This is a genomic window from Mycobacterium sp. (assembly GCF_040509115.1).
Lineage (GTDB): Bacteria > Actinomycetota > Actinomycetes > Mycobacteriales > Mycobacteriaceae > Mycobacterium.
The window spans coordinates 1-24775 of the sequence record NZ_JBEVLO010000412.1; the positions used below are offsets into that span (position 1 = coordinate 1).

Sequence of the window (24775 nt, forward strand, 5' to 3'; positions counted from 1 at the left end):
CGACGCCCGGACGGGGGGTCTCGTTGTTCGACCCGAAGAAGCCATGCACCCGGTACACCACGACGCCGGCGAGGGCGACCACCTCGATGAGTAGCGGTATCCCCGCCCGCTTGCGAATCCCGACCACTGACCCCTCCGTTGCCACGACCGCGCTCTCCGTGGGACGACGAGGCTCGGCGGATTTCGTTGCGCGGCAGCACTTCACATTGCGAAGCTCTCGTGAAGGTCTCATGAAGAAGCTCTCGTGAAGCTCTTCGAACGGTAGACGATCATCTAATATTTAACAAGCCGATCGGCTTACTCGAGTACTCTTCATGGTCTACCTGTGCACGGGGCAGGGCTATCCTTCGCTGGTGTAGGCGTTATTCGGAAAGGGGCGGGCAATTGGCGAAACCGACGGCACCACGAGGCCTCGCCCGTGGGCGGGTACTCGACGCCGCGGTTGCCTTGTTCGCCGAGCACGGGCTGCACGGCACATCGCTGCAGATGATCGCCGACCGGATCGGAGTCGGCAAAGCCTCGGTGTACTACCAATTTCGCTCCAAGGAAGACATCGCCCTGGAAGTCATCCGCCCGTCGATCGAGGACATGGCCCGGATCATCAGGATCGCCGAGGCGCTCACCGATGCGCAGCAGCGGCGCGCCGTGGCGGTCAGCGGGCTGGTCGAGATGGTCGTGCGGCACCGTCAGTTGGCGGTCATGTTCTACGGAGACCCGGCGATTGATCAGTTGGTGGACAGTGACCCCGAGTTCAACGCCGTGGCCAATCGCTTCCGCGAAATAATCGAGGGGCCGGATCGCAGGGCTATCGACCGGATCGCCTTCTCGGTGTTCTTCGCCGGGGTGGGCAAGGCCGCCGCCGATCCCGAGTTGGCCGACATCGACGACGACGACCTCCACCGAGCGCTGCTCGAGCTGTCCAACCGAATCCTTGCGCCCGTCCCGAAGGACGTTGCACCGTAGTCCCGGGCCGGGCAACGACGAACAGAATCATCAGCGCCGCAGACTCTTGCTGATGAGGGACGCGACCCACCGAGCCAAGCGGGCCGCTTCTAATTCGTGGGATCGGCGACGATTTCGGCTGTCGGTAGATGTTCGCTGCAGCTCCCGCGAGCGCCCAGCGCCTGCTGCAGGAGTTCGTGCAGCGTTGCTTGCTGGTCGGCATCCAGCGCCGCGAGCACCCTCGACTCCGAGGCGACGATCGCGCCGTCCACCTCGGCGAGTCGTTCGCGGCCAGCCGCGGTGAGCGCCACGGTATGGCGTCGGCGATCGTCGGGCGTTCGTCGGCGGGTGATGTACTGCCACTCTTCCAAATCGTTGAGCAGCGCCACCACGTTGGTGCGGTCGATGCGCAACGTCTCGGCAAGGTCGGCCTGATTCTGGTCACCGAGCTCGCGCAGAACCGTCAATGCGATCACATGCCGGGGACGGAGGCCGAAGGCCTCCAATTCGGATTCTGCCTCCGAGCGCAGAAGCCGTGCCAAGTACTCCACCAGCGGACCCGAAGCCCGTGCGGAGACGGAAATCGGCAGCTCCTCCATGGGACGAGTCTAGCTGGATGCGGCAATGATCTGAGTACGGTATATATGATGTGACACATCAACGAATAGTGAAAGGCAACACAACATGGCTCGGTTGCTGCACGTCGACTCCTCCATCCAGGGTCCGAACTCCGTCTCGCGGGAACTCACCGGCCGCGCCGTCCAGCGTTGGCGCGAGACGCATCCCGACGGCACGGTGACCTACCGTGACCTCGCCGTCGACGAGATTCCGCACCTCGACGCTGCCAACGGACTCGCTCGGGTGCTACCGCCCGATCAGCACACCCCTTCCCAGGCAGCCTCCTACGCGCTCACCGTCACCCTGATCGACGAGATCCGATCGGCCGATACCGTTTTGCTCGGCCTACCCCTGTACAACTTCGGTCCTCCGAGCAGCGTCAAGGCGTGGGTGGATCACCTCGTCGCCCCCGGTGTGTCGGTCGACGCGGCGACCGGCGAAGGGCTGCTCACCGGCACGGAATTCATCGTGTTTGCAGCGCGCGGAGGCGGTTACGGTGAGGGCACTCCACGCCACGGTTGGGATCACGCCGAGCCGTGGCTCTCGCACGCGTTGTCCGTGACCGGCCTTGAGCCGAGGTTCATCACCGCCGAACTCACCATGGCCGACACCAACCCGGCAATGGCCGAATTCAAGTCTCTTGCCGTGGAAAGTCACGAGCGCGCGATCGCTGCCATCGATCAGCTCTGGACAGTCGAAGCGGTGCATAGCTGAGCACGCGCGCTCTGCGTGCCTGCCACGACGTAAGAGGCTGAACACGGCGCGACGGCAGCGCTTCTCGCGTACATGTCACCCGAGAGAGGACTCTAGATGCACCCACAGTCAACCGGCCGCTATGCCAGCAAGGTTGCCTTCATCACGGGCGCTGCCAGGGGCCAGGGTCGCGCGATCGCGGAGCGTCTCGCCCGGGAAGGGGCCGACATCATCGCCGTCGACGTGTGCCGAGATATCGACACGACGAATTACCCTGGTGCGACGCCTGATGACCTCGCGGAAACAGTTCGGGTGATCGAGGATCTCAATCGGGGGATACGCGCCTACGAGGTCGACGTACGAGACTTCGGGGCGCTTTCCGAAGCACTCGCGGATGGTGTCGCGTCGCTGGGGCGACTGGACGTAGTGGTGGCCAACGCAGGTGTGTGTTCGGCGTCTTGGTCGTGGCAGATCTCGCCCGAAGCCTGGCAAACGACCCTCGACGTCAACCTCACGGGCGTCTTCCACACGGCGAAAGCGGCCATCCCAATCTTGATCGACCAGGGCTCAGGCGGGTCCATCGTGATGACCAGCTCGGTGGCGGGCCTGCGTGGACTGCCGTTTCTGGGACACTACGCAGCCAGCAAGCATGGCGTGGTTGGCCTCTGCAAGTCGATGGCAAACGAACTGGGACAGTACGACATTCGGGTGAACACGATTCACCCGCACGGCGTCGCCACGGGCATGACACCCCCAGAAATGCACCAGTTGATCGCCGAGAACGCGACCACCTTGGGCCCCATCTTCATGGGCGCGCTGCCCGATGAGATCAGCCAACCCGACGACATCGCGAACGGTGTCGCATGGCTCGCCTCAGACGAAGCCAGGCACGTCACCGGCATCCAGCTTCCCTTGGACATGGGAACCATGCTGCGCTAAGGGCACTAGCTGCTTGGCGGCTCCAGGCCTGTCATCGGTCACGAGGCCAAGGCGCCTCATGCACCAGGGCTCGGGGGCTGTTGTACCAGCGCTCCTCGCACGAATGTCGCAAGGGCGCGTGCGGGAAGGTTGGCCTTCAAGGCCCCATTGGCCGCTCGCTGCAGCGCCAGTCCGTGCGAGAGCGCGATCTGCGAGACGCCGAATTCGTAGGGGGTGAGGGATGATTCGATGCCGAACCTGTCGAAATGAGTGGCGATGAGCTCTCCGAGGCGACGGCGGTAGGACTCGTAGATCTCGCTGAACTCCTCGGCCTTGGATCCGCCGCGCATCGCGTACAGCTGGAACTCGGTGGTCAGCAGGCACCAGCTGCTGTCCTCCCCGAGCACCCGGTAACGACGTTCGATGGCAGGGGCGAGATCCGACGCTGATTTGATGCGGTGCAGGGCCTGGCCGAGGGTATCGATTTCCGCGTCGAGGTGGTGGCTGATGAGCTCGAGAAACAGTTCGTCCTTCGACTCGAAGTTCGAATAGAACGCGCCGCGCGAGAACCCGGCCTCCTCGGCGATGACGTCGATCGGCGCCGCCTCGAATCCGACGCGGCAGAAGACCCGGCCACCAGCCTCGATCAGGCGTCGGCGGGTGACCTCTCGCTGTTCGATGCGGGTCAAACGAGCCACTTGCGGCCTCCTGTCGCGTCTTGGGTCATCGGGGATGGTGCCTGCGAGCTTGACAGCAGCGTGGCAGAACTGCATTGTCATACACAAATGTATCAGTATTTGTAGATGCATTTGAGTTCGATAGAGAATGTCGAGGTGAGTGCAGTGGAGGACGACGCGCGAGACCGTCAGGCGGGATCCAGGTGACCGGCCGCGACGGAGTGCCAAGCGCCGCGGAGTGGATCGCCGAGAACGACACCCTGATCACTCGGCGGGGCCATCGCATCGCCTATCGACGGCGTGGGGCAGGCCCTAGCGTGCTGTTGCTGCATGGCTTTCCCACGTGGTCATACGACTACGCCGAGGTGGCCGACGAGCTCGTCGGTGACCACGATGTCATCACGCTGGACTTTCTCGGCTACGGCGCATCCGACAAACCCAACCCCTACGACTATTCGGTGGCCGAATCAGCCGACATCGTCGAGGATCTCGCCGCCCACCTCGAGGTGAAGACGGTGCGGTTGGTGGTGCACGACTACGGCGGCATCGTCGGACAGGAACTCCTCCACCGCGCCAATCGCGGACGGCTCCCCTTCACGATCGACCGTGTGGTCGTGTTGAACTGCGGCATCGTCTATCGCGCCTACCGCCCAACCCGGCTGCAGAAGCTGCTGATCTTGCCCGTCGTCGGCAAGCTGCTCGCCAGCGCCGTAAGCGCGGGCCGGGTCCGCTCCGGGTTGGATGCCGTTCGCGGATCGAACCTCACCGACACGGAATTCGACGACCTGTGGCTCGGCGTATCGCGCAACCGCGGGCACAAGCTGTCGCACCTGCTGATCAAGTACAACGCCGAGCGCGCGATTCACCACCAACGATGGGAAGCGGCGCTGGCCGACTGGACTGGTCCGTTGCATCTCGTATGGGGGCTTGCAGATCCCGTGTCGGGCCGCCACGTCCTCAACGAGGCCACCAAGGTGCTACCGCGTGCGCGGGTGACCGAGCTTGCCGGCGTGGGGCATTACCCGCAGTCCGAAGCCCCAGGCGCCGTGGCCGGGGCCGTGCGGACGGGCACGTGACGGCAGGCAGCCACCGAGCCGCAGTCTGTCTCGCACTCGATGGCCCCGACGCCGTGACGACGCAACGCGTTCCCGATGAGGACCTCGGCCCCGATTCACTGCGCATCGCCGTGCGTGCCGCCGGCGTCAACTTCCCCGACTATCTGCTCACCCGCGGCGAATACCAACTCAAGCTCACCCCGCCGTTCGTACCCGGCATGGAAGTCGCCGGCGTCGTCACCGAGTGCGGCCAGCCGAGTGGAGGATCCGCGACGTTCCCCGTCGGGTCGGCCGTGATCGCGCTGACCCGCACCGGCGGTTTCGCCGAGGAGGTGGTCGTGGGTAGCGAGGCCGTCTTCCCGCTGCCGCAGCCATTCTCATACCGTGAGGGGGCAACGTTTCTGGTCGCCGCGCGCACCGCCTACCACGCACTCGTCGACCGTGCCGGGCTGCGCAGCGGCGAGAAGGTCGTGGTGCTGGGCGCTACCGGCGGCGTCGGACTTGCCGCGGTGCAACTCGCCAAGTCCCTGGGGGCGCAGGTAGTAGGCGTGGGCTCCGATCCGACCAAACTGACCGCGGTGAACACGGCAGGAGCCGATCACGCCGTCAACCATCGCGACTCCGATCTCGTCGGCACCGTTCGCGACTTGGTGGGCCGCGTCGACGTGGTGTTCGATCCGGTGGGAGCGTTTGGCGCGCAAGCGTTCCGGCTGCTGGGTTGGGGCGGCAGGTACCTCGTGGTGGGATTCGCCAGCGGCACCATTCCCAGCTTCGCGGCCAATCAGATCCTGCTCAAAGGCGCGTCGGTCCTGGGGGTGCGTGCTGGTGAGGCCGCCAGGGTCGACCCGACGGGTTTTCAGCGCGGAATGACGCGTCTGCTGACGTTCGCGGCCCAAGGTCACCTACGACCGCACATCTCCCACGAATTCCGGCTCGAGGACGCCGCCGCAGCCCTGGCCACCCTGTCCGAGCGCCGGGTAACCGGACGCGTCGTCATCACCACCGAACAGCCACCGCGTGCACCCGAGCCTTCCGCACCCACCCAAGGGCCGAATTCCGTCGAACAGCACTGAATCCCGCAAACCGAGCCTCCTCTTGCCCCCTCGCACTCAAGGACCAAACATGAACGCACTCATCGAGACCGAAGCCGACTCTGCCTCAGACGTCATGCGGCGCATCGAATTGACCCGTTGGGGAGTGGACAATCTCGAGCTCGGTTCCGTGCCGCGCCCCACGCCAGGGCCGCGGCAGGTACTGGTTCAGATGAAGGCCATCGCCCTGAACTATCGCGATCTGCTGGTCATCAGCGGGCTGTACAACCCCAAGATGGCCCTACCATTGGTTCCGGTCTCCGACGGCGCCGGCGTGATCGTCGAACGAGGCCCGGAGGCCGAGAAGTTCGGCGACGGCACGCTGGTGATGCCGATACACGTACCGGGCTGGACAGGCGGCCGGCCCGAACCGGATGCCGCTCCGCGGGGCGGTCCAGGACCGGGGGTGCTCGCCGAGTACGTGGTCTTCGATGAAGCCGACCTCGTCGCAGCGCCCGGCCACCTGGACCCGATCGAGGCCGCGTCGTTGCCGTGCGCGGCCGTCACCGCATGGAATGGCCTGTTCGGCGGCGCAGCCCCGGTTCGCCCGGGGGAGAAGGTACTCATCCTCGGCACCGGCGGCGTCGCCCTGTTCTCTCTGCAATTCGCCAAGCTCGCCGGGGCCGAGGTGATCATCACGTCCAAGGACGACGCGAAGTTGCACGCCGCCAAGACGATGGGCGCCGATCACCTCATCAACTACCGCAACGACCCCACGTGGGGCCAGACGGCACGGGCCATCTGCGGTGGTGTCGGGGCCGACGTGGTCATCGAGGTTGGCGGCGCCGAGACCCTGCATCAGTCTCTGCGCGCAGTGCGCAAGGGCGGCACCGTCGTGCTGATCGGGTCGGTCACCGGCGCCGAAGTCAGCCAGCTCGCCTTACCGCCAATCTTCATGCGCAACGTCTCGTTGCGTGGAGTCGCGGTCGGTCCGCGAGACCTGTTCGAGGACATGGCCGTCGCGATCGCCCAGCACGAGATCCGCCCGGTGGTGCACAAGGCGTTTCATGGGTTGAGTGCGTTTACCGACGCCCTCGCCGAGCTCGCCTCCGGGTCGCACTTCGGCAAGGTCGTTGTCGAGGTGTCGTCGTGACGGACCTCGACCTCTTTCCCGTCTCCGACCGCGGACGACTCCTCCACCAGCAGGTGGCGGCCTTCATCGACGAGCGTGTGCGGCCTGCGGGCGAGATCCACACGACGGCAGTCGACCGTTCCGAAGACCGCTGGCAGGTCCCGGCAGTCATCGAGGAACTCAAAGCGCAAGCGCGCGAGCAGGGACTGTGGAACCTCTTCCTTGCCGACGGTCCACACGGAGCCGGCCTGAGCAATCTGGACTATGCACCCATCGCGGAGCTGACCGGCCATGTCCCCATCGCCGCCGAGGTGTTCAATTGCAGCGCCCCCGACAGCGGCAACATGGAGGTTCTGCATCTGTTCGGCAGCGACGAGCAGAAGGGGCGCTGGCTCCTGCCTCTGCTGGACGGCACGATCCGATCCGGGTTCATGATGACCGAACCCGAGGTCGCCAGCTCCGATGCCACCAACATTGGCACCGAAATCCGCCGGGAGGGAGACGAATACGTCATCACCGGCCGCAAATGGTGGATCACCAATGCCGGTGACCCGCGGTGCCGCTTTTTCATCGTGCTTGGCGTCACCGACGCGAATGCTCAGCCCCACCGCCAGCAGTCGATGGTGATCGTCCCGGCCGACACCCCGGGCATCCGGATCGAGCGCATGCTCACGACGTTCGGCTACGACGACGCACCGTCGGGGCACGCCGAGATCACGCTCGACGCCGTTCGCGTTCCCGCCGCCAATATCATCCTCGGCGAAGGACGCGGCTTCGAGATCGCCCAGGGTCGGCTGGGCCCGGGTCGCATCCACCACTGTTTGCGGCTGATCGGAGCTGCCGAAGAGGCCCTGGCCCTGATGTGTCAAAGGCTCACGACACGGGTTGCGTTCGGCAGGCAGCTGGCGTCCGAATCGGTCTGGCAGGAGCGGATAGCCAACGCACGCATAGAAATCGACAAACTACGCCTGCTGGCATTCAACGCCGCCGCAGCAATGGACCGCCACGGCAGCAAGGCTGCGCGGAAGCAGATCGCGATGGTCAAGGTGGCTACTCCGCGAATCGTGCAGGCGGTCGTCGACGTCGCCATACAGGCGCACGGAGCCGCCGGGCTGTCCCAGGACACGGCTCTCCCGCACCTGTTCATGGCGGCCAGGGCCGTCCGATTCGCCGACGGGCCCGACGAAGTGCACACCCGAGCGATCGCGAAATACGAACTTGCCGAGCAACGGACCTCGTCGTGACAGTGGAAGGGAGTACCCAAGCAGTCCCCGAGCGCCTGAAGATCGACGTCGCCGCGCTTCGTCGATACCTGGAGCCGTTCCTGCCCGACCTCTCCGGTGAATTCGAGATCTCGAAATTCACCGGGGGACAATCCAACCCCACCTACCTCATCGACAGCACGGAAAGGCGGTTCGTCCTGCGGCGCAAACCACCGGGCAAGGTGCTGTCGTCCGCGCACGCGGTCGATCGCGAAGCGCGCGTGATGCGTGCGATCGCAGACACGGGCTTTCCCGTACCCGAAGTCGTTCACGAGTGTCTCGACGCCTCCATCATCGGCAGCCCCTTCTACGTCATGACCTATCTGGACGGACGGATCTTCTGGGATCCACTCCTGGCCGCCGCGCAACCCGCCGATCGCACGCCGATCTACTTTGCGCTCACCGATGCCCTCGCCGATCTGCACGCCATCGACGTCGATACCGCCGGGCTGGGCGATTTCGGCCCGCGCACACACTATTACCAGCGTCAGATCCAACGATGGTCCCGGCAGATGACGGCTGTCGGTGATCTTCCCGCAGGGGCGACCCGACTCGTCGACTGGCTGACGAGCCACCTCCCGGACGGCGAGGAGGTTGCCCTCGTTCATGGTGACTACCGCCTCGACAACGCGGTGTTCGCTCACCACGACGCCGCTCTCATCGGGGTGATCGACTGGGAATTGGCAACACTCGGAGATCCGATGGCCGACCTGAGTTACTTCCTGCTCAACTGGATGGTCCCCGTGAACCACATCGGACTCCCCACGCTGGCCGGTGCCGATCTGGCCGATCTGTGCCTGCCCTCGGCAGAAGCGGTCATCGACCGCTATTTCACCCGCTCCCGGCGTCGTCGTCCGCACAGCTTTGCGTTCCACCACGCGTACAACCTGTTCCGGGTTGCCGCCATCCTGCGCGGCATCACCGCGCGACATCGTATCGGCAACGCGTCCAACGATGGTGCAGCTGAACTCGACCAACTGGTGGGCCCCATCCTCGAGCTGGCGATCGACGTCGCAACGTCTCGGGTGCGGCCGTGACCGCGCCGAGAACGTCCCTGGAGTACCGAGATGAGTGACGTGACAACACCCCTCCCGCCGATCAGCACGCAGCTTTCCGAGCTGGCCGCAACAGCGCCACACGCGCCGGCGGTCACCTGCTCCGGCCGCACCCTGACCCGGGCGGAACTCGACGCGTCGACCAACCAGCTCGCCCGCGCCTACGCCGCACGCGGTGTCGGTGTTGGCGACTACGTGACGATCGCCTTGCCAAACTCCATCGGCATGGTCGAAGCACTCATCGCGTGCTGGAAGCTGGGCGCGACACCCCAACCGTTGTCCGCGCGGCTGCCGAACGCGGAGTTTCAAGCCATCCTCGACCTGCTGCCCCGCAAGCTGATCGTCGGGCGCCCCGACCCGCGAGGCCAAATCACCAGCCTGCCTTCGGACTTCATGCCCGACCCGACGCTACCGAGAGGGTCACTGCCTGAAGCCGTTTCGCCGGTGTGGAAGTCGATGACCTCGGGAGGAAGCACCGGCCGCCCCAAGTTGATCGAGGCCGGCAGCGACAGCCGCCTCTCACCGCTCATCGGTTATGCGGTAGGAGCCCAGGAAGCCGACGTTCAACTGGTGTCGTTGCCGATGACCCACAACACCGCGTTGAACAACGTGGCAGCGGGCTTGCTGCTCGGGCATCACCTGGTAGTGCTGCCGAGATTCGACGCCCACGAGTTCCTGCGACTGATCCACGAACACCGGGTGACGTTCCTGGCCACCGTGCCCACCGTCATGCAGAGGCTGCTCCCGATCTACCGGGCTGACCCCGACGCCTACGACCTGTCGTCGGTGCGTCGCTTCTGGCACATGGGCGGCCCGTGCCCGCCCGTCATCAAACGGGCCTGGATCGATCTGCTCGGACCCGATGCCATCTGGGAGTTGTACGCCGGCACCGAACTTCAGGCTGCGACCATGATCTCGGGACCGCAGTGGCTGGCTCACCCAGGGTCGGTCGGCGTGGTCGTGCTAGGTGAGATGAAGGTCCTCGACGACGATGGCAACGAATGCCCACCCGGCACCGTCGGAGAGATCTACATGCGTCCCGACCCGGGCAGCGGACCCACCTACCGCTACGTTGGGGTGACGGCGAAGACCCGTGACGGCTGGGACTCCTTGGGCGATCTGGGCTACTTCGACGCGGAGGGGTTTCTGTATCTGTCCGATCGGCGGGTCGACATGTTCACCGTCGGCGGCCGCAATGTCTACCCGGCCGAGATCGAAGCGGCCCTATCCGAGCACCCCGACATCGTGTCGTGTCTGGTGGTGGGCGTGCCCGACGCCGACCTTGGCCAAGTGCCCTATGCGCTCGTGCAACTCGGCGATGCCGCCGACGTCGACGTCGAATCGGTGAGGGAGTTCCTCACGGACCGGATTGCGGGCTACAAGGTGCCCAAGTCGGTTGAGATCGTCGACAGGCCACTACGTGACGAGGCGGGTAAGGCGCGACGAGCGGCGGTCCGTGATGACGTCATCGCGCGGGCCCTCCAGCGCTAGCACGAGTTCGCTGGCGACGACCTCACCATCGAATGCCCAACGGGCGCAGGAACGTCCGCGACGCGCCGCGTCAGTCGATGTCCGGGAAGGAGTGGTGTTCGTGCGCGATCGTCCACTCGCCGTCGACCTTGCGCAGGCCCATGGTGAGGCGCAACCGATTGTCGGGGTTCTTCGCGAACTCCTTCTCCCCGCCGCACCGCAGCAGCCCGTAGGCGAACGCGACGTCCTCGCCGGCTTCGACGTTCAGCTCGAGCAGCTCGAAGGTGGCACCGCTACGGATGAAGTCGAAGAACGGCGGCCAGCTACCGCGGTAGTCCTCGATGCCGCGGATCCCGTCGTAGGGCGGCGGCACGTCGAACATCACGATGTCGTCGGAGTGATGCGCCACCACGCCGTCGAGGTCGGTCCCCACGATCGCGTCGACCCAGCGCGTGACGACCGCCCTGATGTCGTCGTCGGCGCTCATAGCTCGAACCTAGTCGCGCCGTGCGGCTCGGCCGTGCCGAATGCGTATACGCGGGCGGGGTCCACGCGATAGACGTAGTACGGCGGTTTGCCGCCGGACGGGGCGCTGAACGGTGCGGTCAGCGCATCCCCGTCGACCGTGGCTGGCCAGCCCTGCTCGACCCATACCGCGGCGACGCCTGCCAGTTCGTCGGCATCGGTGACGCGGTTCGCCGTGCCCTCGACGACCAGGTCGAACGGGTCCGTGGCAAGGCTCACGACACACCGCGCGTCCTCGGAGATGTTCTGCGCCTTGCGGGTGACCGGACTCGAGTTGAAGTACCACGACCCGGAATACGTGGCGATGCCCACGGGTCTGACGTGCGGCGTGCCGTCCTTGCCGATCGTGGTCAGCCAGGCGGTGTGCCGGTTGGGCCCGCCGTCACCCGGCGCCTGGGGTGCCGGGGTGGCCAGCGTCTGGCGGACCCGGTCCCATTCGATGGGAGGTGTGCCGTACCCGTCGAGGTTGCGACGCGTGATCGCCATGAGGTGTCCTTCCGCTCATCCGTACCGACCATGGGGACGAGCGGAACTCATCGCGGTTACTCGCGGCTGCGCTTCGAGAACCTGCCATCGGTCACGTCGTCCCACTTGGCGTAGACGGCGTCGACCTGCGGATTGCCTTGTTCCCTAATCCAATTACAGGTGTCGAGGTCCGCCGACGGGTTGGTGACGATGATCGTCTGCAGCTCGGGGTGCTTCTCCGCCAGTTCGCGCAACCGGACCGGCGGGGTGGACGGATCGGCTGCCCGCAGTGCGTCGCGCGGATCGGGGAGCGCACCGCGGGGCGCGTCGTATCCGGCCAGCCCCGAATCATCCTCGGGATCCTTCGATTCGGACGTGTTGAGCAGGAGGTTCAGCAGGATCGCGGTCAGGGCGCCCGCCGAGATCCCGGAGTGGAAGATGGTCTGGAACCAGTCGGGGAACTGACTGTAGAGATCCAGCGACACGTTCACCGGCGAGTCGGCCAGCGACCGATTGGTGTAGTACAGCTTGGCTTCGGTCAGCATCGCCACGCCGACCGAGATCGCCACCACCAGGATGTTGGTGTTGTTGAACGTCACCTTCGTCAGCGTGCGAATTCCGCTGGCGGCCACCATGCCGAACAGGGCGACGCCCGCCCCGCCGAGCACCGGAAGCGGGATGCCCTCGACGACGGCGGCCATCTTCGGCAGCAGGCCCAGCAGCACCAGGATCACGCCCGCTGCGGTGGCGACGTGACGGGTGCGGACCCCGGTGATGGCGACCAGTCCGACGTTTTGCGCGAAGGCGGTGTACGGGAAGGTGTTGAAGATGCCGCCGAGGACGGTGCCCAGCCCGTCGGCGCGCAACCCGTCGGCCAGTTTGCGTGGCGTGATCTTCTCGTCGACTATCTCGCCGACCGCCACGATGTCACCCGTCGTCTCGGTCATGATGACGATCGCGACGATCAGCAACGCGATGATGGAGCTGAGCTGGAAGCTGGGCAGCCCGAACTGGAATGGCGTCACCACGCCGAACCAGTCGTAGTCACCCATGTGGCTCCAGTCGGTCATCCCCAGCGGGATGGCGACGACGGTGCCGATGACGAGGCCGAGCAGGATCGACACCCTTCGCAGGCTCTCCGGGGCGAACCGTTCGATCAGCAGGACCACGAGCAGCGTGAAGAAGCCCATGCCGATGGCCTTGGGATCGCCGAAGTCGGGCCCGGTGCCGCCGCCGAACCACCCGGCCGCCACCCGCATCAGGGACACCCCGATGATGAGGATGATGGTGCCGGTCACCAGCGGCGGGAAGAATCTGATCAAGCGGCCGAACACCGGCGCGAGCAGGATCATGAACACGCCGCAGGCGATCACCGAGCCGTAGATGGCGGTGACGCCGTGGTTGGCGCCGATGGTGATCATCGGGCCGACGGCGGCGAACGTCACGCCCTGCATCAGTGGCAGCCGCACGCCGAACCGCCAGAAGCCGACCGCCTGGACGATGGTCGCGATTCCGGCGACGAAGAGGTCCGCCATGATGAGGTGGACGATGTCGGACGACTGCAACTGCCCTGCGCTGACCATCGCGCCGCCGACGATGAGTGGCACCGCCACCGCCCCCGCGTACATGGCGAGCACGTGCTGGATGGCCAGCGGCACCAACCGTTTGAGGGGCGGTATGTCGTCGACGGGTCTGGTCTGGGCCTTGCCCTCGGTCAATATCTTCGCCAGCGTTGGTTTCGTCGCCATCGCCCCATGATTCGGCCCTCGCGTTTCACAGGCTTCTCGCAGGGATGTCCGGTGGATTACACGATGCCGCTCTGGCATGGGAGGACGTCGGACGGGCGATGGGGTTCGTCTAGCACTGTTCGTAGGCATAACCGGCGGCGCCGCGGGCGACGAGGAGGCGGTCGCGCAGGATCGTCATCGGGGCGCGGTCCGATGAAGCGCACACGTCGGCGAACGGCGCGGGCAGGTTGTCGGTGTACTCGATCTGCAGCACGTGGGGCCCGTAGGCCTCGGCGTAGCGACCGCATTCGTCATAGGCGGCACATTCCTCGGCCACGGCGAAGTCGAAGCCCACCTCGTGCCGCCCTCGATCGGTCGTCTCGGCGGCGTTCTTCTGGCCGATGGCCAGCCGATGATCGTGGGCCATCGTCACGAAGGACCGGGCCAGCTCGATGGCGCCCGCCTCGTCGATACGGCCGGGGAACCGGGTGAAGGTGTCGAGGTTGTCGACCTCGACGGCGTTGTAACCCTTTGCCGCGCACTCGGAGAACACCGGACCGAGGACGTCGAGAATGATCGCCCGCTGGGGCGCGGTCGACGGGTCCAGGACGTACTCGTCGGGCCAGTCGGGGTCGGACACCGGCGCCCCGTCCGGGGTGCGGAGCACGGCGGTCGGGTGCTGCTGCAACCACCGTTCGCCGTCGCCGGGCTGGGTTTGAAATCCGTTGACGTAGCAAATGTTGTACGCCCCGGGCAGCGGGTGCTCAGTGGCGTCGCGGACGACCACGGCCAACCCTGGAATGGCGTAGACGCCGCCAAGTTGATAGTCGAACGACCCGGTGACGGGGGGCGGTCGGAGCTCGACGGTGGGTTGCGGACCGTCGGGCTGCGTGCCGCCAGGTTCGGCGGCGGTTCGCGGGTGCGCTGTGCAGCCGGCCACCAAGATGGTCGCGACGAGCAGCGCCCTCGCCACCATCGTCAGACTCCGCCAGTACGAGAGCTGTAGCATCTTCGGTCCCGCCACTCAAATGACCAAGCTCGGTTCACCAATCAGAACAAACGGGGCCCATTTCAACATCGCGGCCACCCGTGCGTCCACCGGCCCGGCCAAATCCACGTCCTCGCCTTCGAGAATCAGTTCCCTACCGTTGCGCCGAACGTGGCTCGTCGAATCATCGTCGAGCGACTGCCTCAGGTGCCGACGTGCGTGATCCATCAGTTCCCGCAGGTCGATGAGCCCGCTGCCGCGTCGCCGCGCGAGCTCCTGGTAGAAGGCCGTCATGAAGACGGCCGTGGCGACGTCGTCAACGGGCCACAGACTGGCAAGCACGGTGGTCGCGCCCGCCTCTGCTGCAGCCTGAGCGACGCCGTAGAGCCCGAGGCCATTTCGAGGGCCGCCCACGGCAGTGCTGCAGCCGGAGAACACGATGAGCTCTGCGCGCCACGGCAAATTGGCCAGGTCCGCAAACGGCGCCCAGGACGGCGGGTCACCGGCAAACAACAAACTGCCACGACCACCCCGTCGGACGTCGGCTCGCCCGTGCACCGCGAGGTGAACCACGTCGATGCGGTCATCGGGTTCGGCGGTCAGCGCCCCGCGAACAGCGTCGAACGTGCACGCGGGGCCGACGATTGGCCGGGCGCCGATCAATCCCGCGACCGTGGCGCATTCCCTTGCGGCACCCGGTAAGTCAGAATTCGAGTCTCCTGCGACGATCGATCGACCCGACCAACCACGTTGAGCAGGGGTGAATCGCAGGGCACCCGCGGCCGCGATCCGGCCGATCGAGACGACGTCGGCCCACAAGTCTGTCCCGAGCGGGATCGCGTGGAGCGGAAGGTTCGACAACGGGTCGTCGACCGCGATCAAGATCGTGGAACCCTCGGCCAAAGTGGCAGTCACGGCCGCCGCGAGATCGGCCAACAACCTCGACCCTACGACGAGTTCGATGACGTCCCGGGCCCGCCGGTCGGCATCGCCGTATTGGGCGCGATGCACCGCGGCGGTGTCGCCTGCGACGTCGACGGTGCGCAGTCCACGGAAGTCGACGAGATAGGCGCGCAAGCCGTCAGCGGTGACCGTGACGTCCACGAAGGTGGTCAACCTCGGCTGGACGGCCAGCAGCTCGATGATCTCTTCGAGGCCCACCGGCCGATAGGGAGAGCGATCTCCGCTGGCGGCGGTCAGCAATTCCATCAGTCGTCGGGCGCGCGAGGCTTGAAGGGAGGCGAAGGCGTCGACGGCGGGAGCGTCGTACTTCTGCTGGAAGTGCAGAAGTGTCGGGTAGACCTCGTACTCCCGATCCAGGTCACTGCGTGCCTCTCCAGGTGCGACTTGCGCGCGTAACGCATCCAACAGTGCTGCTGCCGAACGCAAGTCGAGGAGAGACTGGTCTGGGTCGGTCGCCCGCGCGCCGAGGTAGCGATGAATGACGAACTTCGTGATCAGAGGGGTGTCGCCCCGGGTCAGTGCCTCGCGTAGCCCGACTTCGATGGCGTGGGCTTCCGCCTCTCGGGCGGGATCGTCGCCGAGCACCTGCAGGAGACCCACCTGACGGTTCAGTTCCCCGGCGCGGTAACCGAAGCGCTGCGCCGTGGCGATCGCCTGTCGGTAGTACCGTTCGGCAAGCGTCGACTCGTGGCAGCTGTTGGCCGCCGCCGCCACCTGTGCCAAGGGGACGCCGACGTCGACGACCGCCAAGCGTTCGATGTGGTCCGCGGGAAGGTCGGCCTGCTCGGCCAATCGATCGCGCAATTCGGCGAACGCGAGGGCTTGCGCCGAAATCATCAGTGCCTGAGCGGGTCCACCGCGATCCGATCCCCCGCGAAACAGGCTTGCCGTAGCGATCAAGGCCATCGCCAGTGGCCCTGCCAGCCCGATATGCGCCGCCGCCTGCTGCACCCTTGCACACTCTTGGAGCGCCTCATCGACCCGTTGCGCGTCGGCGAGCACTGCCGCGAGGTTGACCCTGCATCGCAGGAACGTCATGACATCCCCCGTGCCCTGCGCGGCTTCGGCCGCCTGCGCGTATGCGGCTGCGGCGCCTGCCCAGTCGTGCTTGCTCAACAGCTCACTGGCGGAGTGGAAGTGACCCCACACGGGGCTGTTCGGAGGGGAGAGGTGGGGCAGTGCAGCGAAGTATCCGGTGCGGAAGTGTTCTTCGTCAATTCTCTGCGCGAGTTCGACGGTGAGATTCCAGCTTTCGCGGAACGCGGCGGCCGCGGCTTCTGGCTGGCCGAGGGAGTTGTACGAGTAAGTCCTGTTTGAAGCGTTGGCCCGTCGATCGGCGAGAGCGTTGCGTGGAAACATCACGGCCGCCCGCTCGAGAAGCTCGGCACTCTTGGCGAGGTTACCCAAGTCGCCCAACGAAAGTGCCCAATTGTCGTACGCGATGGCAAGAGTTGCAGGGTCCGACCCGAGGTCCTCCAACTCCTTGCAGATCGCCTCCTGTTCCCGAGCGGCCAGCGCGTACTCCCCGAGATCGCTGTATGCCATGGCGAGGTTGTTGCGTATGTGCAACTGCCCGGCGGGCTGTGTCTCGAGCCGTGCGGCGATCCGGTAGTGGGCGATGGCCTCGTCGAGGCGACCGAGTGCGGCCAACGCAAGTGCCATGTTGTCGTGCCAGGCGGCGAGTCCCGTTGTGTGCTCGGGTGGAAGGTGATCACTGAGCCCGATCGCGAGCTGGTACATAGCCACCGTCTGCTCTGGGTCGCTGGAGCGCCAGAAGGTTCTCGCTACCAAGACATAGATTTGAACTGCGCCCCAGACGTCGCCGGCGAGCAGGACCAGAGCGGCGATGTCGGGGCCCTGGCTGGTGGCGTGCTGGTCGGCGCCGCCACTGACCCATTCGTGAAAGTTCTCGACGAGTGTCGGGACGATGCCACGGACCTCGTCGACGATTAGTTCGAGTGTGTTCAGCGCGGTCCGCTCGCCGCGCTCCAACGCGGCGCGCAGCGCGTCGAGGTGAGGATTGGGCGTCCAGTGCGCAAGCACCTGAAGCAGGGGGTCAAACGGGGGGTCAAACAGGGGGTCGCTGTGCTGGACTCGTCCCGGTGTCAGTCGTTCGGATGACGGCGACGGGCCCGGATCACCCTGCGCCCAAGCGGATATGCGAGCGGACACCCCCGTTAGTTCTCTGGTGAGAAGTGGATCGTCCAGAATTGGCCCAAAGCCCCCCGTGGTCATGAGGGGAGTGTGGCAGCATCAGCGTCGATTCACGAGCACTTCTGCGCCGATCCGGGGGGACGCATGACGGTTTACGCACTGCTGGTGGGGATCGACGAATATGCAGGCCCCATCGCAGGACTTCAAGGATGCAAGGCGGACGTCGATGCCATCCGACAGGTCTTGGAATCACGAATACCCCTGCAAGAGCTGAACGTTCGTCGACTGGTGGACGACAAGGCGACGCGGTCGGCACTCATCGAGGGATTCCGGCAACACTTCAACGCGGCGACCTCCGGTGACGTGCTGATCTTCTGGTACGCCGGCCACGGGTCGCGTCAGCCGACGGCATCCGGACCCGGCGCGGAGCCCGACGGCTTCGACGAGACGCTGGTGCTCCACGACAGCCGAGCAAGCGGTGGTTCCGATCTCGCCGACAAGGAACTCGCCTCGCTCATCCGCGAGGTGGCACGACCTGGCGTCCACGTCTTCGTCGGGCTGGATTGCTGCCACTCTGGGAGCGGTACGCGGGAGGTGTTGCCCGAGGACGTCGCGATTCGGCGGGCGCCGGCGGACAGTCGGGTGCGGGCGCGGTCGGCCAGTGACTACCTCACCCCGCCGGACCAACCCGGCAGACACGTGCTGCTGACGGGTTGCCGCTCCGATCAGACATCGAAGGAGGTCCGGTTCGCCGGTATCCACCGCGGAGCGATGACCTCCGCAGTCGAACGCGCCCTCGGCGATGCCGGTCCCTCGATGACGTACCGCGAATTGCATCGCACCGTGAGGGCGGCGGTGGCCCAGGTCGCTCGCGATCAGGTTCCACAGTTGGAGACCACCGACTCACTCGATGCCGAGACCTCGGTATTCAACGGTGCCTTGTCGGAGCGGATCGCGGGTTACCTGATCACCTTCGACGGTGCCAACTGGATGCTGGATGCCGGTGCCGTGCAGGGGATCTCGTTGGGGACGGGTGAGGCGGTCACCCGGCTGGAGATCCGGGACCCCGCCTCGGGGGAAGTCCTCGCACGGGCGCACCTGAGCGCGGTCAACCCGGGGAGCAGCGTCGCCGTTCTCGACGAGGAACTCGATACCGACCGCAGCTATCGCGCGGTGATAGTGGCAGTGCCACTGCCGCAGGTCGCGGTGTCCGTGGCCGCAGACATGCCCATGGTCAGGGATGCCGTCGACGGGTCGCCGTACCTGTCGGCCGCCGACGTCGGCGACATCTCCCTGCGGACCGCGGGCGGCGGCATCGACATCGTCGACGCTGCCCGCGGTCCCGATCCGGTGGCCCACGTCGCCGACGACCCGGCCAAGGCCGTCGCGGCCGTCGAGAAGATCGTCCGGTGGCGCCAGATCGTCGACTTGGACAACCCCGGTTCGGGTCTGGCTGGTGTCGTGCTCGAGGTGCGCAGAGCGGACGCACAGGGCACCTATCGATTGGTCGAACCCGGCCCAGGCGGTGAGATTCTCCTCGACTACGACGAGGAGACGGCGCCGTCCTTCGTTCTGGCGGTCCGCAACGAGGGGCCCGACACCGTGTTCTGCGGGGTTGTGGCATTGGGTGAGGACTATTCCGTGACAACGCTTTTGCCCGGCAGTGTGGCGAGGCTCGAGGCCGGCGCGGTGACGTCGACGAACGCCATCCGCGCGACCGTGCCCAACGATCTGTGGCGAGAGGGAGTCTCGCGTCGCACCGACGTCGTGAAGGTCATCGCATCCGGAGCGGACTTCGACCCGGAGCTCCTGGTCCAAGGTGGGCTGTCCGCCCCAGCAGCGACTCGTGACGCCGGAAACGTCTCGGGCCCACCGTCGTCGACCCTGGCTCGGCTGTTGAACCGGGTGCAGAACCGCGAGCTGAGTCCCATCCCGGGCCCTGAACCGGTCGTCGACTGGACCACGTCGTCCGTGCGAATCATCACGGAGCGGCGACAGCCCGGAACGGCCGTCGGGGGAGTCGTTCAGCTCGCGGCGGGTGTTTCTCTCGAGGCGCCTGCCGGGCTCACCGCGACGGCATCGCTGACCGGGTCGGAAGTGGTGGCTCGAGATCTCATCGCGTCGATGGTGCCGCCGATGCTGATCGACGAGCCCGACCATTGGGAACCACTGAGCCTGGTGCCAACCCGCGGCACCAGCGGGGCCCTCGACGTGCTCGAATTGAACGGCGTGCAAGGCGGTGAGGTGGTCACCCCGACCAACCCGATGACGCTGACGCTCGATGGCGGGCTCGCCGAGAGCGATTCGGTGATCGTCATCGGATTCGACGGCCGAAACTACCTGCCGGTCGGGCATTCGGTGCGGTCAGCGGGCCCTGGTGCGACGATCCGCATCGAGCAGCTGCCGCGGGTGATCCCCACCCGCGGGGTAATCGACGCGCGCAGCCTCGGCGGGTCCATCCGGTTGCTCTTCCGGCGCTTCGTACGCAAACTCACCGGCGGCTCCATCAACGTGACTCGGCTGGCAGTTCCGACCGTTGGCACCCACGACGTCCACTACGACGACGACCCGGTCAACGTGGCCGCTGCCGTCGCGGGGGCTGATCGCATCCTGCTGCTGATCCACGGAATCCTCGGCGACACTGCCGGAATGGCGATCGGGGGCGCTCACGGAACTGGCGGTGTGACGGGGTTCGGCACGGGTTATGACCTCGTGCTCACCTTCGATTACGAGAACATCAACACCCCCATCGACGTCACCGCGGCCGAGCTGCGCCGAAAGTTGGTCGACGCCGGAGTCCAATCGAAGCAGCTCGACATCGTGGCGCATTCGATGGGCGGCCTGGTGGCACGTTGGATGATCGAACAGGACGAGTCCGGTTTGGTGGATCGTCTGATCACAGCTGGGACGCCGAACGGTGGATCACCGTGGCCCGTGCTCCAGGGCTGGGCTACCGCCGCGCTGGCCTTCGGCCTGAACAAATTGCAGACGGTGTTCTGGCCCGCGAGTGTGCTATCCGGCTTGGTCGCACTCGTCGAGGGGGTGGACGAAGCACTCGACGACATGGCGCCATCCTCGGCTCGGCTGGCGGAGCTGTTCGGTTCGCCGGACCCGGGAGTTCGCTACACGGTGCTTCTTGGTGATCGATCCCTCATCGGCGACGTGCAGCAGCAGGGCCGCGCAGCGGAGATCCTGAGGGCGTTGACGCGGATCGCCATCGACGCGACCGTCGCAGTGGCTTTCCTCAAGCAGCCAAACGACTTGGCGGTCTCCGTCGAGAGCGCCCGCCACCTGCCGACGAATCGCACACCCAGGGTCGACGTCAAACCGCCCGTCGCGTGCGACCACATCACCTTCTTCTCGTCTGCCGCCGGTCTCGCGGCCCTCGCAGCCGCGGTCGGAGAATCACCGGGCGCGGGTGGCACCTAGCGGCCGGTGAGGCGCAGCATCATCCACGCCGCCATCGTCTGCGCGTCGGTGATGGTGCCGTCGACGATCATCCGGTCGATCTGCTCGCCGGTGAACCACTCGCTGCGCATGTCCTGCTCCTCCACCTCGCGGTCGTGGGCGCCCTCGGTCAACCCCGTGGCCAGGAACACCCAGCCGCGTTGGCTGCTCATCCCCGGCGCGACGTCGAGCTGGCCGAGCACCTCCATCGACTCGGCGCGCAACCCCGTCTCCTCACGCAGCTCGTCGGCGGCGAGGTCGGCGGGTGGCGGCTCGTCGCCGTCGACCGACCCCGGCGCGGTGCCCTGCGGAAACTCCCATCGCCGCAACCCGATGGGGTAGCGGAATTGCTCGACGAGCCGGAAGCGATCGCCGTCCCTGGCTATCACCAGCGCATACGTCGGCTTGATGATGACGCCGTAGATGCCTGCACTGCCGTCCGCCCTGCGGATGTCGTCCTCCCGGACGATCATCCAGGCATTCCGGTACACCTCGCGCGACGCGACGCGTTCGATGGGATCCACGCGACCAGTATCCCGTCCCGCGGTAGCCTCGCCACGTGCTGCTGGCTTCGTTGAACCCGTCTGCCGTCGCGGCGGGCCATGATCTCGGTGACGCGGTGCGCATCGACGGGGCCAGCCTGAGTCGCAGCGACCTCGTCGGTGCTGCGACGTCGGTGGCGGAACGCGTCGGCGGGGCGCATCGGATCGCCGTCCTGGCCACCCCCACCGCGACGACGGTCTTGGCGATCACCGGCTGTCTGATCGCGGGTGTCCCGTTCGTTCCCGTTCCTGCCGACGTCGGGGTTGCGGAGCGTCGGCACATCCTGTCCGACTCGGGGGCACAGGCGTGGCTGGGGGAGCTGCCCGACGACGCCGAGGGTCTCCCGCACGTACCCGTGCGCCTGCACGCGCGGTCGTGGCACCGCTACGCGGAGCCGTCGCCCCATTCCACCGCGATGGTCATCTACACGTCGGGGACGACGGGTCCGCCGAAGGGCGTACTCATCAGCCGCAGGGCGATCGCCGCCGACATCGACGCTCTGGTCAACGCGTGGGCGTGGACGCCGGACGACACCTTGGTCCACGGCCTGCCGCTGTTCCACGTGCACGGCCTGATCCTCGGTCTGCTGGGGTCGCTGCGAGTGGGAAACCGCTTCGTGCACACCGGGAAACCGTCGCCTGAGGCCTACGCCGCAGCCGGTGGTTCGCTGTACTTCGGTGTGCCGACGGTGTGGTCGCGGATCGCCGGTGACCTCGACGCGGCGGCGGCGCTATCGTCGGCTCGCCTACTGGTGTCGGGGAGCGCACCGCTCCCGGTGCCGGTGTTCGACGACATCGTGCGGCTCACCGGCCATGCCCCCGTCGAGCGATACGGCAGCACCGAATCGCTGATCACGTTGAGCACGCTGTCCGACGGCGAACGGCGACCGGGCTGGGTGGGGCTGCCGCTGGATGGCGTGGAAACGAGACTGTCCGCCGACGACGGGTCGCCGGTGCCGCACGACGGTGAAACCATCGGCCGACTCGAGCTTCGAGGACCCATGTTGTTCGACGGCTACCTCAACCGGCCCGACGCCACCGCCGAGGTGCTTGGCGACGACGGCTGGTACCGCACCGGCGACGTGGCCGTCGTCGACGCCGACGGCATGCACCGCATCGTCGGACGTGAGTCGATCGACCTGATCAAGTCAGGCGGGTACCGCGTCGGTGCGGGGGAGATCGAGACGGTGCTCCTCGGGCACGCGGGAGTCAGCGAGGCCGCCGTCGTCGGGGTGCCCGACGACGATCTCGGTCAGCGGATCGTGGCGTTCGTCGTCGGATCGGCTGACCCTCGGGAACTGATCGACTATGTTGCGCAGCAACTTTCGGTACACAAGCGACCGCGAGAGGTGCACATCGTGGAAGCCTTGCCGCGTAACGCGATGGGCAAGGTACTCAAGAAGGAACTGATTCAAAGGGGTTGACATGGGTCTGCGATTTGCCGAGATATGCATCGACGCCGCTGACGTCGACGCGCTCGCGCGGTGGTGGGCCGACGCGCTCGGCTGGCCCATGGAGACCGATCAGGACGGTGACGTGATCCTCCACCCGCCCACGGGTGGGGGTCCGATCTGGCTCTTCATCGCGGTGCCCGAGGGCAAGGTCGTCAAGAACCGCATTCACTTCGACTTCACGCCGGACGATCAGCAGGCCGAGGTGGCCCGACTCCTCGAACTGGGGGCGCGGCACGTCGACGTCGGTCAAGGCGACGAATCCTGGGTGGTGCTCGCCGACCCGGAGGGCAACGAATTCTGCATCCTCTCGGAACGAGATTAGCTCCGGGCGTCCACAGCTTCCTCCGGGCGAGCTCCCAGATCGCACTGCGAGGATGGTGACGTGCGTCGACTCTGCAGCCTGGCGGTCTGCGCCGTCCTGCTGGCCGGTTGCTCGGCGCAGACGCCCGAGCCTGCCATCCGGCAGACCCCGCCGATGGGCTGGAACTCCTGGAACTCGGGCATCGCGCTCACCGAGCGCTCCGTCGAGCAGACCATCGATGCCATGGTGTCCTCGGGCATGCGCGACGTCGGCTACCGATACGTCAACCTGGATGCCGGCTGGGCCGCCCCGACCCGCGATGCCGATGGGAATCTGCGCGCGGACCCCGACAGGTTTCCGAACGGCATTGCGGCACTGGCAAACTACGCGCACGATCGCGGGATGTACCTCGGCATCTACCACAGCCCGTTCAACCAGGGTTGCGGGCAGGATCCGCGCATCGGCGGCGCAGGTCACGAGGTCGCCGACGCGCGCCAGTTCGCCGCTTGGGGCGTCGACTACCTCAAGTACGACTGGTGCCGGGCCGACGCAGCGCATCGCGATCAGATGAAGTACTTCACCGCAATGCGAGATGCGTTGCGCGCCACGGGTCGTCGCATCGTCTACAGCATCAACCCCAACAGTTCGGGGGATCCGGCGGCAGGATCGGAGTACGACTGGTCGCAGGTCGCCGACGTCACCCGCGATTCCATCGACCTCGTCCCGGCCTGGGGTGACGATGCGCTCTGGGCCGCCGGACTCGCCGGGGTTACGCAAGCGGTGTCGGCCGCGGAACCGCTTGCCGCACACAGCAGTCCGACACACGTGAACGATCCCGACATGTTGGTCGTCGGCCTCTCCTGGAACGACTTTGCGACGAGCCATCCCACGATGGTGCTTGGCCCGCAGCGCGCCGATCTGACCGCCGACGAGCAACGCGCACACTTCTCGCTGTGGGCGATGTTGGCCGCGCCACTCCTCGCGGGCAACGACGTGCGATCGATGACGGCGGCGACGGCGGCCATCCTGACGAACCGCGACGTCATCGCCGTCGACCAGGACCCGCTGGGGCGCCAGGGCCTGCCCTTGCCTGCGGACGGCCGGGTGATCGTCAAGCCACTGGCCGACGGTTCGGTTGCGGTGGCGCAGTTCAACTCCGGCGCGGGCCCCGCGGTGATCGACACCGACGCTGCCGCACTCGGGCTTGCGCCCGCCGACTGCTACACCGTGCGTGATCTGTGGCAGCACACCGACGCGACCACGGCGGGCGATCTCGGGCGCACGGTGGGGCCCCACGCCGTCGTGATGTCGCGAGTCACCCCTGGATGTGCATGACGACTTCGAACGCGAGAAGGG

Annotated in this window: 22 protein-coding genes; 13 read left to right on the plus strand and 9 right to left on the minus strand. The window is 66.4% G+C overall.

Annotation, left to right across the window (positions count from 1 at the left end; translation table 11 throughout):
• The coding region (locus ABW137_RS28485; protein WP_526405031.1) for an MmpS family transport accessory protein at positions 1-232 on the minus strand (232 nt) is incomplete at its 3' end.
• Positions 233-384: 152 nt separating this feature from the next.
• Between ABW137_RS28485 and ABW137_RS28490 the strand changes: the two genes are divergently transcribed.
• Positions 385-963, plus strand: coding sequence for a TetR/AcrR family transcriptional regulator (locus tag ABW137_RS28490; RefSeq protein ID WP_526405033.1), 579 nt, complete (start codon positions 385-387; stop codon positions 961-963).
• 89 nt (positions 964-1052) lie between these two features.
• Here the strand turns inward: ABW137_RS28490 and ABW137_RS28495 are convergent, their stop codons facing one another.
• Positions 1053-1541, minus strand: a complete 489-nt coding sequence (locus ABW137_RS28495) for a MarR family winged helix-turn-helix transcriptional regulator (protein ID WP_526405035.1) — start codon at positions 1539-1541, stop codon at positions 1053-1055.
• An 85-nt stretch (positions 1542-1626) separates the two neighbouring features.
• Between ABW137_RS28495 and ABW137_RS28500 the strand changes: the two genes are divergently transcribed.
• Together ABW137_RS28500 and ABW137_RS28505 are read left to right on the plus strand one after the other, a co-directional pair.
• Complete coding sequence (locus ABW137_RS28500) at positions 1627-2274, plus strand: FMN-dependent NADH-azoreductase (RefSeq protein WP_526405037.1); 648 nt, start codon at positions 1627-1629, stop codon at positions 2272-2274.
• Positions 2275-2370: 96 nt separating this feature from the next.
• Positions 2371-3192 carry a mycofactocin-coupled SDR family oxidoreductase gene (locus ABW137_RS28505; RefSeq protein ID WP_526405038.1) on the plus strand — a complete coding sequence of 274 codons (822 nt, stop codon included), beginning with the start codon at positions 2371-2373 and terminating at the stop codon, positions 3190-3192.
• A 56-nt stretch (positions 3193-3248) separates the two neighbouring features.
• On the opposite strand, the gene ABW137_RS28510 is transcribed toward ABW137_RS28505, so the two are convergent.
• Positions 3249-3869 carry a TetR/AcrR family transcriptional regulator gene (locus ABW137_RS28510; RefSeq protein WP_526405040.1) on the minus strand — a complete coding sequence of 207 codons (621 nt, stop codon included), beginning with the start codon at positions 3867-3869 and terminating at the stop codon, positions 3249-3251.
• Positions 3870-4051: 182 nt separating this feature from the next.
• Here ABW137_RS28510 and ABW137_RS28515 point away from each other — a divergent pair, with 182 nt between their 5' ends.
• The 6 genes from ABW137_RS28515 to ABW137_RS28540 are packed head-to-tail and all read left to right on the plus strand — an operon-like array spanning position 4052 to position 10874.
• The gene (locus ABW137_RS28515; RefSeq protein ID WP_526405042.1) at positions 4052-4924 is read left to right on the plus strand and encodes an alpha/beta fold hydrolase; all 873 of its coding nucleotides are present in this window, start codon (positions 4052-4054) and stop codon (positions 4922-4924) included.
• The gene (locus tag ABW137_RS28520; protein ID WP_526405044.1) at positions 4921-5976 is read left to right on the plus strand and encodes an NADPH:quinone oxidoreductase family protein; all 1056 of its coding nucleotides are present in this window, start codon (positions 4921-4923) and stop codon (positions 5974-5976) included. Before ABW137_RS28515 ends, ABW137_RS28520 begins: the two co-directional genes overlap by 4 nt.
• Before the next feature lie 49 nt (positions 5977-6025).
• Positions 6026-7087: a zinc-dependent alcohol dehydrogenase family protein gene (locus tag ABW137_RS28525; protein WP_526405046.1), complete on the plus strand. Its 1062-nt coding sequence runs from the start codon at positions 6026-6028 to the stop codon at positions 7085-7087.
• Positions 7084-8310, plus strand: coding sequence for an acyl-CoA dehydrogenase family protein (locus tag ABW137_RS28530; protein WP_526405048.1), 1227 nt, complete (start codon positions 7084-7086; stop codon positions 8308-8310). The genes ABW137_RS28525 and ABW137_RS28530 overlap by 4 nt, the downstream gene beginning before the upstream one ends.
• Entirely contained in the window at positions 8307-9365 is a 1059-nt protein-coding gene (locus ABW137_RS28535; RefSeq protein WP_526405050.1) for a phosphotransferase family protein, read from the plus strand. The genes ABW137_RS28530 and ABW137_RS28535 overlap by 4 nt, the downstream gene beginning before the upstream one ends.
• Before the next feature lie 39 nt (positions 9366-9404).
• A complete protein-coding gene (locus ABW137_RS28540) occupies positions 9405-10874 on the plus strand; it encodes an AMP-binding protein (protein ID WP_526405052.1) in 1470 nt (489 codons plus the stop codon).
• Positions 10875-10944: 70 nt separating this feature from the next.
• Here ABW137_RS28540 and ABW137_RS28545 read toward each other — a convergent pair whose 3' ends face one another.
• From ABW137_RS28545 to ABW137_RS28565, 5 genes are all read right to left on the minus strand, one after another.
• Positions 10945-11340 (minus strand): nuclear transport factor 2 family protein, encoded by a 396-nt coding sequence (locus tag ABW137_RS28545; RefSeq protein ID WP_526405054.1) that lies wholly within the window; start codon positions 11338-11340, stop codon positions 10945-10947.
• Positions 11337-11864: a pyridoxamine 5'-phosphate oxidase family protein gene (locus tag ABW137_RS28550; RefSeq protein ID WP_526405056.1), complete on the minus strand. Its 528-nt coding sequence runs from the start codon at positions 11862-11864 to the stop codon at positions 11337-11339. Before ABW137_RS28550 ends, ABW137_RS28545 begins: the two co-directional genes overlap by 4 nt.
• 56 nt (positions 11865-11920) lie before the next feature.
• A complete protein-coding gene (locus ABW137_RS28555) occupies positions 11921-13591 on the minus strand; it encodes a nucleobase:cation symporter-2 family protein (protein WP_526405058.1) in 1671 nt (556 codons plus the stop codon).
• A gap of 109 nt (positions 13592-13700) precedes the next feature.
• Positions 13701-14579 carry an endo alpha-1,4 polygalactosaminidase gene (locus tag ABW137_RS28560; RefSeq protein ID WP_526405059.1) on the minus strand — a complete coding sequence of 293 codons (879 nt, stop codon included), beginning with the start codon at positions 14577-14579 and terminating at the stop codon, positions 13701-13703.
• A 15-nt stretch (positions 14580-14594) separates the two neighbouring features.
• On the minus strand, positions 14595-17564 hold the full coding sequence (locus tag ABW137_RS28565) for a CHAT domain-containing protein (RefSeq protein WP_526405061.1): 2970 nt from the start codon (positions 17562-17564) through the stop codon (positions 14595-14597).
• Positions 17565-17765: 201 nt separating this feature from the next.
• On the opposite strand from ABW137_RS28565, the gene ABW137_RS28570 reads away from it, so the two are divergent.
• Positions 17766-21104, plus strand: coding sequence for a DUF7379 domain-containing protein (locus tag ABW137_RS28570; protein WP_526405063.1), 3339 nt, complete (start codon positions 17766-17768; stop codon positions 21102-21104).
• Here ABW137_RS28570 and ABW137_RS28575 read toward each other — a convergent pair.
• Positions 21101-21646, minus strand: coding sequence for an NUDIX domain-containing protein (locus ABW137_RS28575; protein WP_526405065.1), 546 nt, complete (start codon positions 21644-21646; stop codon positions 21101-21103). The two genes, ABW137_RS28570 and ABW137_RS28575, sit on opposite strands and share 4 nt — an antisense overlap.
• 35 nt (positions 21647-21681) lie before the next feature.
• On the opposite strand from ABW137_RS28575, the gene ABW137_RS28580 reads away from it, so the two are divergent.
• Genes ABW137_RS28580 through ABW137_RS28590 form a run of 3 tightly spaced genes read left to right on the plus strand, consistent with a single transcriptional unit; the run spans position 21682 to position 24754 of the window.
• Positions 21682-23088 carry an acyl-CoA synthetase gene (locus ABW137_RS28580; protein ID WP_526405067.1) on the plus strand — a complete coding sequence of 469 codons (1407 nt, stop codon included), beginning with the start codon at positions 21682-21684 and terminating at the stop codon, positions 23086-23088.
• 1 nt (position 23089) lies between these two features.
• Positions 23090-23440 carry a VOC family protein gene (locus tag ABW137_RS28585; RefSeq protein ID WP_526405068.1) on the plus strand — a complete coding sequence of 117 codons (351 nt, stop codon included), beginning with the start codon at positions 23090-23092 and terminating at the stop codon, positions 23438-23440.
• Positions 23441-23500: 60 nt separating this feature from the next.
• Positions 23501-24754, plus strand: coding sequence for a glycoside hydrolase family 27 protein (locus ABW137_RS28590; RefSeq protein WP_526405070.1), 1254 nt, complete (start codon positions 23501-23503; stop codon positions 24752-24754).
• Positions 24755-24775: the final 21 nt, after the last annotated feature.